Genomic DNA, 15,629 nt, shown 5'->3' with positions numbered 1-15,629 from the left:
TTGAAGGCCCGCACCTCACGGTGCGGGCCTTCTGCGTTGTCCGGTGACGAGGTGCGGCTCAGCCGCGCAGACGTTCGGCGTTGTCGCGCTACCACGACGGTTTGAGGCGCTGGTCATCTTTCGTACGGCCTCCGCTTCACACTTGGCGCGGCTGATTCCGTGCCTCAACATCCCGCAAACCACTACCCCAACGGCGGACCGTGCGCAGACTGCGACTCGACGGAGAAGACGCGAGGCATCTCATACAACTAGGTCCTTCCCGCTGCCATTCGATCGGCAACGAGACGGGCCTGCCTCAACATCAGCCGGTCCGAAGCGGCGCGCCATGGCCTGCGCGGTGAATGTGCGAGGTCCGTGACCTCGCCGCGCTCACGATTCCGCCATGTCGCGCGACGTGTGCTTGTAGGTATTCATCATAGGGTCCAACGCAAATACCCTGGCCGGTATCGGGACCCCGATGATTCCCAACGCGTCTGCGAGGTCCGTCACGGGGTCATCCTCAATCATGGCGGTAACGTACGCGGCGTTATCCCATTCGACGGGTCGGCGTAGCAGCTCCGTCTAGCTGCCCGGGCACTTCAGCTAGTCGCCTGCGACTGCTCGTCCTCGAAAGTGGCCCTACACGGCGGTATTTGCCTCGAGATTGCGGCGGGCACTCTTCCGGTGCGCCCCGTCCCGTGCTCGGCGTCTGCGTTGTCTGCGCGGCCATGAACAAGTAGGCAAGGAAGCACGGCGCGAGATAGATGCGCCCGGGGCCAGAGGTCACCTCTGACAAGGAGATGAGCATAACAATCGATGCCGTTGCTGCCACGTGAGCCGACCCGACTTGCGTTCGCGGACCACGTACGGCCAGGACCACGGCAGCCGCAAATGAGAGGACGGCCAGCACGCCGCCGCTGACCAGCAGCTCGGTGAAGAGGTTGTGCGTGGAGTAGTTGCGATCGATGCCGTCGGACCCGTTGCCACCCACCCAGAATGACGGGCCGTAGCCTGCGAGAGGCGACTGCCAGAACAGTTCACGGGCATAGATCCACAGTTCAGCCCGCCCCGTGTAGCTCGCGGGATCGTTCGTCGTCAACGGAAGGACAGCAACAGCGACGGCGCTGAACGCTAGCCCCAATTGTGCCCACGGCTTGCTCGGGAACTTGGCGGCGAGCACTTGTCCGAGGAGGACCACGCCCGCTGCCACGACAAAACTGATCAGCGCCGAACGGCTTGCGGTCAAGTCGACAAGCACGAGGGCGGACGCCAGAACAGCCAGCCGCGTTAGCGCGCCAGTCACTAGCAAGAGGCTGAGCGCTCCAGCGCCAGCGAGGTACATGCCGAGCGCGTTTCCCGTCCCCTCAGCTCCGAGCGCGAGTCCCCACGCGGAGCATTTGTCGAGCCGGCACGCGCCGATGACGTCAGTCGGCTTCCAGGCGTATACGACGGGAACTGCGATCACAACTGAGCCGACGCCCGTCCGCGCGCCCGCTCGTAGGGCGTCCAGGGAGAAGCCCCGTGCCGGGACGATGATCGCAGGCAGGAGCGTCGCGAGCGAAACCAGCGGCATCAGAGGCGACTGCCCGGTGGCCGCAAACACGCCGAATGTGGCGAACAGCAGCAGCAGCGGGACCGCGCCATGGCCGAGTCGCACGCCACCGCGTAGGATGGCCGCTACGGTGCTCACGCCGCCGATGACCGCCATCGGGAGCGCACGCGTGAACACCACCTCGTTGGCGCTCATGGTCACGAAGCTGAACGTCACAAGCGTGCCAACGCCGCTAGTGAAGAACGCTGCCGCAGCCCACCAAAACTCAATCGGGCGGTTCGCACCTCTTTGCCGACCGGCGCTTGCGAGCGCAAGCAGCCAAACGGCCGCGGCGGCGACGAGCGCGATCGCTGCAGATGTCACCGCCACTCCCATCTAATGGACCTGCACGAGTATTCCAGATTGCCCTTCCGGTATGAACCGCAAGCCGGTTGCCGCCGCGCGCACGAGAGCGAAACCGCGAGCGCGCCGCGGCGATCCTGAGCTGCTGGTGGCGGTGAATCTTGCGCCGACGGCAGTTATCGCCGCGCTCGGGCGAGGCCCGATCACGTTTGCGCCCGGAGCTGATTGTCTGCTGCCTGTGTACGGATCGGGCGCGGCATGACTGCGGCCGTGCGTCGACGAGGGCCGGGGGCGACGGGCGACGGTACGCTCGGCGCTGATCGGGGCGTGGTTGGACCGGGCAACTATTGGCTCCAGGAATCACCAGACTCCACGCGATGCTGTGGTCTCGCCTAGATCTAGATGAGGCACACGACGCTTCGCTAGGTCTGCGAGAGGTCCTATTTCAGCCGCGCAGGTGGTCGACGTGCTCGCGGTACCAGTCGACGGTACGGCTTAGACCCTCAGCGAGGGACATCTTCGACGTCCAGCCCAGGTCGGCCAGCATCGACACGTCGAGCAGCTTCTGAGGCGTTCCGTCGGGCTTGGAGGTGTCCCACTCGGTCTCGCCCTCGAACCCCACCACACCGGCGATGGTCTCGGCGATCTCCTTGATGCTCACGTCCGTACCGGTGCCGACGTTGACCTGCGAGGGCCCGTCGTAGTGCTCCATGAGGTGAAGGCAGGCGTCGGCCATATCGTCGCTGTGGAGGAACTCGCGGCGCGGCGACCCGGTGCCCCAGTTCGTGACCGAGACCGCGCCGGACTGCGTCGCCTCGTCGTAGCGGCGGATGAGCGCGGGCAGCACGTGGGAACCCTTGGGGGAGAAGTTGTCGTTCGGCCCGTACAGGTTGGTGGGCATCGCGGAGATCCACGGCTTGCCGTACTGACGGCGCGCGGCCTGGACGTGGAGGATGCCCGCGATCTTGGCGATCGCGTACGCGTCGTTCGTCGGCTCGAGGTGTCCGGTGAGCAGCGAGTCCTCGGGGATCGGTTGCGGTGCGAACTTCGGGTAGATGCAGCTCGACCCGAGAAAGAGCAGCCGGTCCACGTCCGTCGCCAGCGCCGCGTCCAGCACGTTGGTCTGGATGCGCATGTTGTCGGACAGGAAGTTCACCGGGTACGTGCTATTGGCTAGAATGCCGCCCACCTTGGCGGCGGCCAGCACCACGTAGCGCGGCTGGGTCTCCCGGAAGAAGGCGAAGGTCGCCTCACGATCCTTGAGGTCGAGCTCGGCGGACGTGCGGCCCACGATCTTCGTGAAACCGGCGCTCTCAAGCCGACGCACGATCGCGGAACCGACCAGGCCGCGGTGTCCCGCGACGTAGAACGTCGCGTCGCGGTCGAGCGGTCCGGGGGTGAAGTCGACCCCGTCGACCGCGGTCATCAGCGGTTCCAGGACGCCAGGGACACCGCGTCGATCCAGGGCGTGCCCTCGTGGGTGATGGCCTCGACATCGGCGTCGACCATGAGGCGCGCGAGTGCACGTCCGTCGACAGTGGCCTCCCAGCCGAGCTTCTGCTTGGCCTTGGAGGCGTCTCCGATGAGGGCGTCGACCTCGGTCGGGCGGAGGTAACGCGGGTCGAACCGGACATACTCCTCCCAGTCGAGCCCGAGGTGGCTGAAGGTCTCCTCGAGGAAGTCACGCACGGTGATGCCGACCCCGGTGGCGAGCACGAAGTCGTCGGGCTCGTCGGCCTGCAGCATCCGCCACATGCCCTCGACATACTCGGCGGCGTAGCCCCAGTCGCGGATCGAGTCGAGATTCCCCAGCCAGAGCTCAGACTGCAGTCCGGCCTTGATACGGGCGGCGGCCCGGGTGATCTTGCGCGTCACGAAGGTCTCGCCGCGGCGCGGAGACTCGTGGTTGAAGAGAATGCCGTTCACCGCGAACATTCCGTAAGCCTCGCGGTAGTTCTTGGTCACCCAGTACGAGTACACCTTCGCCGCGCCGTACGGGCTGCGGGGGTAGAAAGGGGTCTCCTCGTCCTGCGGCGGCGGAGTCGCCCCGAACATCTCGGACGAGCTCGCCTGGTAGAAGCGAGTATCGATGCCAGCGAGGCGGACCGCCTCAAGCATACGCATCGAACCAACCCCTGTGGTGTCGCCCGTGTGCTCCGGCTCGTCGAAGCTCACGCGCACGTGCGACTGTGCTGCAAGGTTGTAGACCTCGTCCGGCTTGATCTCCGCGAGGAGGGTGGTCAGCCGCGCGCCATCGGAGAGGTCCCCGTAGTGCAGGAAGAGCTTGGCGTCCGGGTTGTGCGGGTCGACATACAGGTGGTCGATGCGCGTGGTGTTGAAAGTCGAGGCGCGGCGGATGAGTCCGTGCACCTCGTAACCCTTGCTCAGCAGGAGTTCGGCGAGATAGCTGCCGTCCTGTCCGGTGATCCCGGTGATGAATGCCTTCTTGGCCACGTCAGTGCCCCCGTCTATCTGTGTGGTCGGTGTCGCCCTCAGGGCGCCAGGGTATCGGTCGAAGATTTCGAGTTGGTGACCTCGGCGAGCACCTGTCGCCAGGCGGTGATCGCTGCATCCTCAGAGAGGTGCTCATGCCAGTAGCGGGACCCGGCTTCAGCGGCTTCGGTCATCTCCGCCGGGTGTGCCAAGAAGTCGAGCGCAGCGTCGAGGAGCACGACGGGATCGCCGGAGGGCGTGATTCGCCCCGCAAGCGATTCAGCCATGATCCCGGCGACGATCCCGTCGGGATCGACAGCTGCGAGAACCGGGCGCTCGGCCGCGAAATAGGACGTGAGCTTCGAAGGTGCGGCCATCTCCTTGACTCCGGGGAGCTCGTTGACCAAGAGAATGTCCGCGGCGGCAAGGGCGTCGGGGAAATCCCGATCGGATACAGGGTCGACGAAGCGGAGCGTCGGGACACCATCGGCTAGGGACTCGAGCTCGGCGCGCTCGGCGCCGTCACCCAGCAGGATGAACGTGATGTCATCCCCGCGCTGGTGCGCGATCCGCGCTGCCTCGGCCACCGTGCTGAGGCCCTGCTTGCGGCCCATGTTCCCCGAGTGGAGCACGATGCGCGCGTCGGCCTCCCACCCCAGGCGTGCTCGCGCATCGTCCCTCGAGGCCGCCGAGGGCATGACGTGACCCCAATTGCGGATCACATAGGTGCGATCCGGATCCGCGCCCAGGTCGCGGATCATGCGCTCGCGCATTGCGGGGTGGATTGCGACCACGGCGTCCGCATCCTTGAGGAGCCACCGCTCGACGGTCTTGGCGATGCGCACGGCCATACGCGAGCCCTCGCCCGTCTCCATCATCCCGTGGGTGTAGAGGTCCTGCACCCACACCGCGTGGGGGATGCGCCGTGGGAAGCGCAGACGCACCGCACAGAGCGCAGATGCGAAAAGCGCCGGGGAGACCAGAATCGCGGCATCGGTGCGGCCCCATGGTGAGTTCATCTGGTGCAAACCGAAGTGGAGCTCTGAAAGCAGCCGCTTGAGACCGCGCGGCGGGTTAGGGATCCAGTGGGCGACACGGCGCAGGTCCACTCCCTGGTCCTCGGACCGCGCGTACAGACCGGGGTACTCTGCATACCGCGACCACTGGGGGTAGTGCGGGAAACCGGTCACGGCCGTCACCCCGCTGTTCTCCACCAATCGGCGTGCGAGAGCGGTGGTGTACGGGGCGTTGCCGGTGGGCTCGGGCGCGTAGTTGAGTGCGAGAAGTGTCACATCGAGCCCTGAATTCACTCGGCTACTCTACCGATGTAAAGAATCCTGAGGGGGACCTCTGTGGCAGAGCACACACCTGAGAGCGAGGCGGACATTCCCGTGATCCCGCTCAAGGACGCTCCCGGCGAGCGCGCGACCTGGGGCCGTCCCCCTACAGTGGTGTTTCTGTGGGGCCTGTGCGAGTGGTTGTTCGTCACGAATGCCCTCCAGATCAGTTCGCGACTGCGGGTCGCGGTCCTTCGGGCTTTCGGGGCGAAGATCGGTTCCGGGGTGATCTTCCGACCGCGTACTCGGGTGCGCTTTCCGTGGAAGCTTGAGATCGGAGACGACTGCTGGATCGGCGAGGGCGTCTGGATTCACAATCAGGATCAGGTGACAATCGGGCATGACGTGGTGATCTCCCAGGAGACGTTCATCACGACGGGCAGTCACGCGCATCGTCGAGACATGGCGCTGGTCACCCGTCCAGTGGTCGTCGGAGCCGGGGCATGGCTGACCGCGCGCTGCATAGTGACCGGCGGAGTCACAATCGGGAAGGGCGCGTTGGTGTCCGCTGGCTCTGTTGTGCCGCGCGACATCGGACCCGGGAGCATCGCGACTGGGAACCCCGCAGTTCGTGTCGGCGATCGGTTCATGCGCGGATCTGGAACGTGAGCGCGCCAAAGGTTCCCGTGACCGTGCTCGTCCAGACGAAGAACGAGCAGGCGGCGATTGGAATCTGCCTTGAGGGTCTTTCGGCATTCGACGAGGTCATCGTGGTGGACTCCAACAGCACGGACCGCACTGTGGAGGTCGCGCTTTCGCATGGCGCAGAAGTTGTGAACTTCACCTGGAACGGGGAATATCCCAAGAAGAAGCAGTGGCAGATCGAGCACTTGCGAACACGCCATCCGTGGCTGCTCTTCATCGATGCCGATGAGTCGCCATCGGCGCAATTGGTGGACTCCATCCGGAACTTCGTGAATTCCGATCCCAACGCGAGCGCTGCGCAACTGCGGCTCGAGTATCACTTCGCAGGGCGTGCGCTCCGCAGGGGCCACCGCGTGAAGAAGACTGTCCTGCTTCACCGGGACCGTTCTCGGTTTGAGCCCATCGACGACCTCAATATTCCGGGGATGGGCGAGTTGGAAGGCCACTATCAGCCCACGTGCGACGGCCCGGTGGTAACGCTTCGCGGCCTGTTGCGGCACGACGACGTCGATCCAGTGCGCACGTGGTTCGATCGGCACAATCGTTACTCAGACTGGGAAGCAGCACTCCGACTGCAGTCAGAACGGCGACGTGGAAACCGAGAGCAACGTAGTCGGCAAGGCCGGCTGTTCCAGAGAGTCCCCTTCAAGCCGCTCGTGTTCTTCGTCTACTCATATGTCCTTCGTGGTGGAGTCCTGGATGGTCGAGCCGGCTTTGACTATGCGTTCGCGCTTGCCAGCTACTACTGGCAGATTGGCTTGAAGTACCGAGAGCTTCGTGATGGGCGAACCTCCGGCGAGGTAGCCACGTGACGGCGGAAACGGCGAGCTACGGGTTCTACCTCGCAGTGTTGCCGGCATATAGAACCAACTGCATGCGAATACTCCAGGAAGATTTTGGAGGCGAGCTTCGGGCTTGGGTGAGTGACGCACACCTCGAGCGGACGGTGACCACAGACACATCTGTGAACTGGTACCAGTTCGTCCGTATGCATCGGCTGCTAGGTGGACGACTCTTCCTTCAGCTAGGCGGGCTCCGCGAGGCTGCCAGGATTCCTGTGCTCGTCGTGGACCTGAACCCGAGAAGCCTCACCGCGTGGTGGCTACTTGTCGCGCGATGGCTTACGAGGCGCCGCACTTTGGTTTGGGGTCATATGCATCCGCAGAGCGGCGGCGACTCGGGTACCGCGTGGCTTCGGCGTGCCATGCGACGCCTCGCGGACGGGGCGGTCAGCTACACCTACGGAGATTCGCTTCGCGCATCGAACGAGGTCGCTAATAGGCCTATCTGGGTTGCCCCGAATGCTCTGCATACGTCGCAGGAGATGAGGTTCAGCAGCGGCACTGTTCGGGACTCGGTGATCTATGTTGGGAGGTTCTCAGCCGACAAGAAGGTCGCTCTCTTGGTTGAGGCTTTTGCCGAGGCCTGCGAGAGGGGTCTCGAGGCAACTTTGCTGCTTGTCGGCGACGGCCCGCTTCGACCCAACCTCCAGACACTGATAGCCGAGGCCAATCTGTCGCAGGCGGTCGAGATGCCAGGGTGGACGAACGACGCGGCGCACCTTCGTCGGTATTATGACCGAGCCTTCGTCGCGGTGTCGCCTGGATTCGCGGGGCTAGGACTGACGCAGGCTTTGGGCTTCGGCGTTCCGATGCTCGTCTCGCGCGATGAGAGCCACTCCCCGGAGATCGAGTTGGCTGAATTCGGCGGTGTTGAGTTCTTCGAGTCTGACTCTGCAGGCGCCCTCGCGAGCGCACTCGAGCGCGCATACGCTGCTCGCGACGAGGTACCGCACGCGAATCAGAGCGCGCTCGTCGCGTCGCGCTACTCGGCCGAGGCCATGGCGCGCGGGCTTGCCGATGCGCTTCGCGGAAATCGCAGGGGAGAAGAGCAGTGACAGCTAACACAAAGCGCAGTGAGCGTTCCGGCCTTCCGGGCCCGCTGGTGAGTGGAGCGAGAGCGCTGATGCGACGGCTCGCGCTCAACGAGAATCTCGTCTACTTTGACGATCTCCGAGTCGGCAGGGGTTGCGTCGTCTCATCCCCGCACGGACTTGAGATCGGGCGCGCGGTGTCAGTCGGTCCGAGGTCCATAATTCAGGTCAATGGCTCGATAGGCGACTACGCACTGATTGGAATGGGCGTTCAGATTGTGGGGCGTGACGACCACGCGATAAGGGACGTCGGAGTTCCAGTTAGTGAGTCAACCTGGATTGGTGAGAGGACGCCTTCGCCGCGCGACACAGTGACTATCGGAGCCGATGTATGGGTGGGCGGGGGTTCCACCATTCTGAGCGGAGTAACCATCGGAGCGGGAGCCATCATCGCTGCAGGGTCCGTGGTCGTGAACGACGTGGATGAGTTTGCGATTGTCGCGGGCAATCCGGCGCGCGCGGTCTCGGTCCGCTTCGATTCGGTAGAGGCGCGCCAAGCACATCTCCACTCTCTTGAGCAGAGGGTTGCCAGTTTGCCGCCTGCTCAGAAGCGCGCATCGTCCGCCTCTGCGTGGCGAGGACCTCGACGCAGGACAACCGTTTCAGATTCGAACCTGGACCGGAAGGATTAGGAATGGCGCGTCCGGTAGTTCTTGTGCAGCATCCGCATGGCGCGGAAATCTCGGGGGTCAGCACGTACGTCGCGAACATTGACCGCGCGCTGTCCTCATGTGAAGGCGCGGAGGTTCGCGTCGTGTCCTCAAAGACGGATTCGCTGAGGACGCGGCTGGAGGCGATGACTGGCGTGGACTACGTCCACCTCAACAGCAACGACCTTCCGCTCGCGATAGCCGCCCGACTTGCGCGCAAGCGGGTGTCCATCAAGTACCACTGGCCGTTCTGGCTGTCGACACGGGACACGTTTGCGCCCGTCGGGTGGCGGAGAAGGCTTGCAGTCGAGTTGGTGTACATCTGGCATGAGTACTTGATGGCTCGCGGCCCAATTGCGGGTGCTCGGGCGTACGCGAGGCTCACGATGCGCCTCGTGACTTTCGCGATAGTGCCGACGCGACTCGCCTGCAGTGACTTCACCGCACGAGCTGTCGAGGCCGGCTCGGCGGTCGTCGGCGTGCCGAACCCTTTCGATCTCGACGCGAGCGCGTCGCAGACCGATGAAGCCCGGACGTCTTCCGCACTCGAGTTCCGCTTCGTGTTCGTCGGCCGCGTCGTTCGAGACAAGGGCGTTGATCTTCTGTTGCGAGCAAGCGCTGTCCTGGCGCGAGAGGGGCGAGACTTCTCGGTTTCCGTCATCGGCGACGGCGATGCGTTCGCAGATGTGCGGGCACTTGCCACCGAGTTGGGACTAGACGGTCATGTGGACTTCGTAGGACGCCGAACGCCGGCGGAGATTCTTGAGACGCTTGAGTCGGCCCTCGCGCTTGTCTACCCGGCTCGTTGGGAAGATCCGGCTCCCTACCCGCCGCTTGAGGCTGCAGCCCGCGGTGTCGTAACGATCGCGGCCGATGTCGGCGGCCTCCCGGAGACCGCGGGTCCAGATGCCTATTACTTCGCGCGGGAAGACGTGCAAGCGTTGGCCGCAGCGATGCGCACGTGTCTCAATGATCCGGGTGAGGCGGTGCGGCGCGGTCGCGCCGCAAGAGAGAGGGCGCAATCTAGGTACGGGTTGGAGCCCGCCGCCGCAGCGTTGCTTGCCGCTATCCGGTAAGAGGCAGACGATGCGAGCGACAGTTAGCTAGGTTGTCGCGCGTGGTCCCGCGCGGCGCCGCGCTGTATTCCGAAGCGGTTACGCACCCGAATGCGCGCGGGGCGCAACCACATGGGCGCTCGTTCCTAGTGGTGCGTACAAGACGTGTGGAATACATCTCCACCCGACACCGCTTCTTTCAAACCGCATTCAGCTTCTTGAGACGCTTGGATGGTACCCAGCGGGAGATGGAGGTGTCGCGCCGGGCACCTGCACTTACGTCTTCGGGGGCAGGCCCATAGCGTCCAGATAGGCACGGGCCATCGCGCGCGTCGAGTACGCGCTGCGAATTGGTCCGGCTGCGGCGATCGACTCCTGTGCGACGGTCGCCCACGAACTGCGCAACTCATGGATTGCAGCGAGTGCTGACTCTGCGTTACCCGTCACGAAAGTGATCGGTCGGATCCCACGTGGAAGGTACTTCGCTGCGTCTTCGCTGCAGATGCACGGCACGCCCGCGGCTACGGCTTCCATGATCGTCAGGCCCGGAGCTTCACGATCCGCAGTGTGCAACACGAAGTCGCAGGCGTTGAGCACCGTCTCTGGTTCACTTGTTGGACCGCGGTACTGCGCATTTTCAGTGCGCTGCATCTCATCGACTATTCTCGACATTTCCGGTTCGTCAGATGACAGCGGGCCCCACCACTCGAGTTTCAGTTCTGGGGCCTCGCTAGCAAGTCCACGTGCGATTTCCAACCAGAGTCGAGGGTTCTTCTGTTCGGCCACCCGCGCGAGCGTTACTACCCGGGAAGGAACATCGCCTGCCACGGCTCTTGCTGACAAGTTCAGCCGGACGCCGGGTGGAATGACGCGTATGCGCGTGTAACGAGCAAAGTGCCTCGCAAACGATTGTCGCTGACCCTCGCTAGCAGCGATCACTCCGCGAGTCCGAAGTAGGAGCAACCTCTCAGCGAGGCGGCGAATCGGCCACGCAAAATCATCGCTCGCACTATGGAGCACGCAGAACACTGAAGTTGCCCGCGGAGCCGCAAGTCGAGCGTAGAACGCCGGGGTAGCGGTGTGCGCGACAACGAGGTCAGGCCCGTAGGCCTTTATCGCCGCGCGCATTCGCGTCAAGCGCCTGATCCGCCCCGTGCCGAGCGATTGGTCTGTATCTACGAAGATCGTATCCGTCGACAGACCCATTTTTCGCCACTCCGATTGAAGTGCGTCTGCGATCGCTTCGGCGCCGCCCATTCGAGGGCTGAGCAGGACCTGAACTACCTTGGTCAAACTGAACCTGACTCCTCCACCATCGAACTTGCTCCGCGCTTCATCAGGAACCCAAGCGCTACGAGAATAGCCGATTGCATTGCGAGGAACGCCACAGCGGCACCGAGTGCGCCAAAGTTGGAACCTAGGAGCGCCACGAGCGCGAGATGCAACGCCACCCCACAGACGACTACGACCGACACGGACCTGTCCCGGCCGCGGGCCTGGAGGAATGTCGCCATGGGCTGATTCACGATCGCCGGGACCATCGCCAACGCCAGCACGCGAAGGACAGCGGCTGACGGCCCATATTCCGGCCCCAGAAGAAACTCAACCAATATTGGTGCACCGAATGCGAGGGCGATGGATCCGGCTATGCCGAGCCCGAGCAGCCAGAGGGACTTTCGGGCATGCTCGATCGCGGACTTCCACGACGGCGCCGCTGCGACATGGGGAACTGACACAGAGGCGAATGCATTGGCAAGCATGCCCAGAGGTTGCGTCCACCGACTAACCGCAGCGTACGAGCCGGTTGCTACGGTCGACGACACGGCCGAAAGGATTGTCATGTCCAGCGATTGGCTCCCTACAGCTGCGGATGAGAGCCCGTAAGCGGCGGAGCCTCGCCAGGGCACCGTGAAGCGGTAGTGAGCGAGATTCGGGCGAATAGTCCGTGGGGTGAGCCAAAAACACACAAAGCCGGAGACCAAGGGGCCAATCAGAAGCGCCGCACCAAAGGCGACTGCCACAGAACGTCCAGACGCCAAGAGTCCGCCGAGCACGGCAAGCGCTACTGCACGATCTGCGATAACAGCTATGGAAACTCTGCCGATAAGTGCAGCGCCCCGAAGAGGCACTTGCCAGGTCTGGCTCCAAACGAGCGCGAACGCGCTCGTTCCCGCGACCCACAGCGGAGTATCAGCGAACAGCGTGAGAGTGGCGGCTATCCATGCAATGGCAAGCGTCGCGGCTACTATGTTCTTGCTCAATACGAGAGAAGCGATTGTCGTCGGCCGCAGTTTTCCGCGCGCGGATTCTCTGACCCATAGCGCGTTTGAGCCGAAGTCGATGTAGCCAGCCGCTGCGGTGCCGAGCGCTGCGGCAGCGGCAGCGGCACCGAACTCCGCAGGCGTTCCGCCGCGTGCCGCCAGGAGATACACAACCGCGAAGATGGCTTGAGCGATGACTGTCGAGCCGACGAGCCAGAGCGCTTGCCGGCTAATGGACTCTGCACCGCGTAGCGACGACTTCATCTAAGCAATGTGTCCGTGAAGTCGGATGAGACGTGGCCTGGCGTTGGGCGCGGTCGACCTATGGCGATGGCGATCCCGTCGCCGATGTGGGAGGCCTCCAACTTCGTCCAGGTTGCCCGACTTCGGCCAGCTTCCCGAGCGTCCCTCCTTAGTGATCGCGCGCCGGCGGCCACGATCGGCGTTCCCGCTACGAGGCACTTGCCGAACAGGCCACTCGGGCCGTTGTTTGAGTGCGCTATCACCACGCATGAGGATGCGCGGATCATCGCATCCAGTTCCGACTCCTCGAGCACGCGGTCGACGACGTCAAGTCGGAACCCGCTATCTGCGGCAAGGTTCCGGATGTCTCCGACTTGGGCGCGCGCGTAGTCATCGAACTTGCCTGCGATGAGCAGAGTCACGGTCGCAGCAATCGGCAGACTCGCGATTGCGTGAGCTACGAGCACGATGTTCTTGCGCTCGGAGATCGCGCCGAGCACCGACACCACGATTCCTTCACGAGGCAGCCCCGATTGTTCCCTAGCTTGCTCGACCGAGAGTGACCGAGCCGACCATTCGATCGGATCGCCAATGGACGGGAGGCAACGCCGCCTCGTGTCCCCCGCTGAGCGCAGTACGAAAACGTCGCGAGTCGACGATATGTTTGCGATCCCGATTAGCGTTCCCTTGAGACCTGCGAAGGCAAGTGCCAAGAGGCGCCGCCTATTGGCGACTGACCGTGTGCGCATGATGACAAGACGGTAGCGTGCTCCCGCTGAATGAGGCACGGCTCGCAGTAGCGGTATGAGCCATGCGTCGCCCTCCGGTATGACCACGAGATCTGCAGCGCGCGCTTTGGCCAATTCGGCTAGCGCTGATGCTCGATGTTCTGGAAGCGGCACGACTGATGCCGAGGCCACCAACTTCCCAAGGAACGTCTGGAATTGGGGGCTGTCGAGTGCGCCCGAGGGGAGGGCGAGCGTCACCGAATCGCCAGACTGGAGCGCCGCTTCGACGAGCATCCGGACATAGTTCAGACGATGCCCGGAGACCTGTGCTTCGACAATGAGCACACGCCGCCCCCGCGTGGCGCCAGGACCATCGTTTTGTCTCGCCATCAGCAACCTTTGCATCGAGCTGTATCTATTGGCGGGCTCGGCGCACTCGCGCGTACGCATCCGCGCGACCTTGGGGATTTCCGCACTATACCGTCATGGGGTGCGACGCCGGACCGACGGCTTCCGTCAGCCCCGGTGCGCATGCATCGACATACTGCCGCGTTTTGAAAAGTTCACTGCCCAAGTCCGGAGCTACTCGGAGCGCCCGATAGCAGTCATTGGGCCCGCGCGTTTGTAGCTTGCGTACGCAGCGCCGGAAGTCCGGTGAAGTGAGGTCAGTCCGCGGCTAGATCGGGGTCCGGCGCGGCACTCGTTGCCGCGGCCGCCTCCTGCACTTGCCGAGGTGACAACCTGGAGTAAGGCGCGTGGACCCCGAGCGCGAGCGGGTCGATGCACGCGCCGACGGCTCTCGCATGCGACCCATGGAGGTGGTTCCACGGCAAAGGCTCGCCGAGACTCGCGCGGCGCTAGAGGCCTCGCTCGCGTCCTTACCAAGAGTCGGGTCGCCGCGTGAATGGCGCTTTCGGGTCCTAGCACCGTGGTGGTGCCGCCTAGACTTGCGTACCAGTATGCCTGAGGGATAGGGAGGCACTAGATGGAGCTCCAGGACTACATGCGCGTGTTCCGCACGCACTGGCTGGCGATCCTGCTCGCCACGGTGCTCGGCGGTGCGCTCGCATTCGGCTGGACGCTCCTGCAACCCAAGGTTTACACCTCGACCGGCTCGGCGATCATCACCACCGGGTCCTCGGAGTCGCTCGGCGACGCCCTTGTCGGCGACAACTATGCCAAGTCGCGCGTGAAGTCTTACCTCGACATCGCGAAGTCGCGCCAGGTGGGGGCTTATGCGGCGGCGGAGCTCGGCATCGACGCCTCTCCCGACTCGCTGGTCGCACGGGTGACGGTCTCGAACCCGCTCGACACCGCAGTGCTTCGCGTGAGCGCGACGGGCCCTACGCCCGAGGACGCGCGGGCCCTCACCGAGGCGTGGATCGCCGGCATGACGCAGACCGTCGCCGACATCGAGACCGGCGGCGACGGTGGCACCACGGTCGTGCAACTCCAGACCCTCGACAGCGCCGGCTTGCCCGGCGCACCGTCGAGTCCCAACACCAAGCTAGCCGTAGCTCTCGGCCTGCTCGTCGGACTTGCACTGGGCATCGGCTACGCGCTCGTCAAGGCGACCATCGACCGCCGGCTCCGCTCTGCGGAGGACATCGAGCGGGAGTTCGATCTGCCGGTTGTCGGCACCCTGCCGTTCGACGACAGCGTCGCTCGCCTCGGGCCTGTTCGCTCCACCTCTGACTTCGCCATGAAGGAGGCGGTCCGGCAGCTCCGCACCAACCTGATGTTCCTGGACGTCGACCACCCGCCGAGGGTCATCGTCGTGACCAGCTCGCTCCCCGGCGACGGCAAGTCCACCGTCAGCTACAAACTCGCCGAGGCGATCGCCGAGTCCGGCACGAACGTGGTGCTGATCGACGCCGACCTTCGCCGCCCGACCCTCGCAAAGAACCTCGGGCTCCCCGACGGCGCGGGCCTCACCGATGTCCTTGTCGGTCGAGTCAAGGCGGAAGAGGTCCTTCAGCCCTACGGCCCCACGGACAACCTCTATGTCATGGCCGCCGGCGTGATCCCGCCGAACCCATCGGAGCTGCTCGGGTCGGGAGCGATGCGGACGTTGCTCTACTCCTTCCCGGAGGATGCGATCGTGCTGGTCGACACCCCTCCGCTGATCCCGGTGACCGACGCGGCCATCCTGACCGCTCGTACTGACGGTGCCGTAGTGGTCGCGCGGGCGGGTCGCACGACCGTCGACGTGCTCGACAAGGCTCTGCAGGCCCTGGACAAGGTCAACGGCCGCGCCCTCGGCCTCATCCTCGACGCCGTGCCTCGCAAGGGTGCCCACAAGGACAAGTACGCGTACGCGTACAACTATGAGTACTCCGACCCCAGGGCGCCGCGGCGCGACACCACGCCGGCGGCGCCGCAGGCGCAAGAGCCCAAGACGAGCCTCCCCACCCAGGGCTGGGACAGCATCGTCCCCCCGCCGCAGCCGAAGCACCGCGCCAAGCACTGAC

General features: G+C 64.4%; 13 protein-coding genes. 6 read left to right on the top strand and 7 right to left on the bottom strand.

The window, feature by feature from the left end; genetic code table 11:
- Positions 1-526 precede the first annotated feature (526 nt).
- From QQX13_RS07415 to QQX13_RS07400, 4 genes are all read right to left on the bottom strand, one after another.
- The gene (locus QQX13_RS07415) at positions 527-1,726 is read right to left on the bottom strand and encodes an O-antigen ligase family protein (protein ID WP_301152969.1); all 1,200 of its coding nucleotides are present in this window, start codon (positions 1,724-1,726) and stop codon (positions 527-529) included.
- Positions 1,727-2,318: 592 nt separating this feature from the next.
- On the bottom strand, positions 2,319-3,299 hold the full coding sequence (locus tag QQX13_RS07410) for a GDP-L-fucose synthase family protein (protein WP_301152968.1): 981 nt from the start codon (positions 3,297-3,299) through the stop codon (positions 2,319-2,321).
- A complete protein-coding gene (gmd, locus tag QQX13_RS07405; RefSeq protein WP_301152966.1) occupies positions 3,299-4,327 on the bottom strand; it encodes a GDP-mannose 4,6-dehydratase in 1,029 nt (342 codons plus the stop codon). The genes QQX13_RS07410 and gmd overlap by 1 nt, the downstream gene beginning before the upstream one ends.
- Positions 4,328-4,365: 38 nt before the next feature.
- Positions 4,366-5,616 (bottom strand): glycosyltransferase family 4 protein, encoded by a 1,251-nt coding sequence (locus QQX13_RS07400; protein WP_301152964.1) that lies wholly within the window; start codon positions 5,614-5,616, stop codon positions 4,366-4,368.
- Positions 5,617-5,658: 42 nt separating this feature from the next.
- Here QQX13_RS07400 and QQX13_RS07395 point away from each other — a divergent pair, with 42 nt between their 5' ends.
- The 5 genes from QQX13_RS07395 (at position 5,659) to QQX13_RS07375 (ending at position 9,947) form a co-directional block, all read left to right on the top strand.
- Complete coding sequence (locus QQX13_RS07395) at positions 5,659-6,252, top strand: LbetaH domain-containing protein (RefSeq protein WP_301152962.1); 594 nt, start codon at positions 5,659-5,661, stop codon at positions 6,250-6,252.
- Positions 6,253-6,269: 17 nt separating this feature from the next.
- Positions 6,270-7,100: a glycosyltransferase family 2 protein gene (locus QQX13_RS07390; RefSeq protein ID WP_301152961.1), complete on the top strand. Its 831-nt coding sequence runs from the start codon at positions 6,270-6,272 to the stop codon at positions 7,098-7,100.
- Positions 7,097-8,185, top strand: coding sequence for a glycosyltransferase family 4 protein (locus QQX13_RS07385; RefSeq protein WP_301152959.1), 1,089 nt, complete (start codon positions 7,097-7,099; stop codon positions 8,183-8,185). The genes QQX13_RS07390 and QQX13_RS07385 overlap by 4 nt, the downstream gene beginning before the upstream one ends.
- A gap of 68 nt (positions 8,186-8,253) precedes the next feature.
- Positions 8,254-8,853, top strand: a complete 600-nt coding sequence (locus tag QQX13_RS07380; RefSeq protein ID WP_367305454.1) for an acyltransferase — start codon at positions 8,254-8,256, stop codon at positions 8,851-8,853.
- A 2-nt stretch (positions 8,854-8,855) separates the two neighbouring features.
- Positions 8,856-9,947 carry a glycosyltransferase family 4 protein gene (locus QQX13_RS07375; RefSeq protein WP_301152957.1) on the top strand — a complete coding sequence of 364 codons (1,092 nt, stop codon included), beginning with the start codon at positions 8,856-8,858 and terminating at the stop codon, positions 9,945-9,947.
- A 255-nt stretch (positions 9,948-10,202) separates the two neighbouring features.
- Here the strand turns inward: QQX13_RS07375 and QQX13_RS07370 are convergent, their stop codons facing one another.
- The 3 genes from QQX13_RS07370 to QQX13_RS07360 all read right to left on the bottom strand — a co-directional run bounded on the left by QQX13_RS07370 (position 10,203) and on the right by QQX13_RS07360 (position 12,936).
- Positions 10,203-11,132 (bottom strand): glycosyltransferase family 4 protein, encoded by a 930-nt coding sequence (locus tag QQX13_RS07370; protein ID WP_367305455.1) that lies wholly within the window; start codon positions 11,130-11,132, stop codon positions 10,203-10,205.
- Between the two features lie 83 nt (positions 11,133-11,215).
- Entirely contained in the window at positions 11,216-12,451 is a 1,236-nt protein-coding gene (locus QQX13_RS07365; RefSeq protein WP_301152956.1) for an MATE family efflux transporter, read from the bottom strand.
- Positions 12,448-12,936: a hypothetical protein gene (locus QQX13_RS07360; protein ID WP_301152955.1), complete on the bottom strand. Its 489-nt coding sequence runs from the start codon at positions 12,934-12,936 to the stop codon at positions 12,448-12,450. Before QQX13_RS07360 ends, QQX13_RS07365 begins: the two co-directional genes overlap by 4 nt.
- A 1,207-nt stretch (positions 12,937-14,143) precedes the next feature.
- Here QQX13_RS07360 and QQX13_RS07355 point away from each other — a divergent pair.
- Positions 14,144-15,628 (top strand): tyrosine-protein kinase domain-containing protein, encoded by a 1,485-nt coding sequence (locus QQX13_RS07355; RefSeq protein WP_301152954.1) that lies wholly within the window; start codon positions 14,144-14,146, stop codon positions 15,626-15,628.
- Position 15,629: the final 1 nt, after the last annotated feature.

Origin of the sequence: Demequina lignilytica, assembly GCF_030418375.1 — a bacterium.
GTDB lineage: Bacteria > Actinomycetota > Actinomycetes > Actinomycetales > Demequinaceae > Demequina > Demequina lignilytica.
Note: the sequence above shows the minus strand (reverse complement) of the source record. Positions and strands in the feature narration are given on the sequence as shown.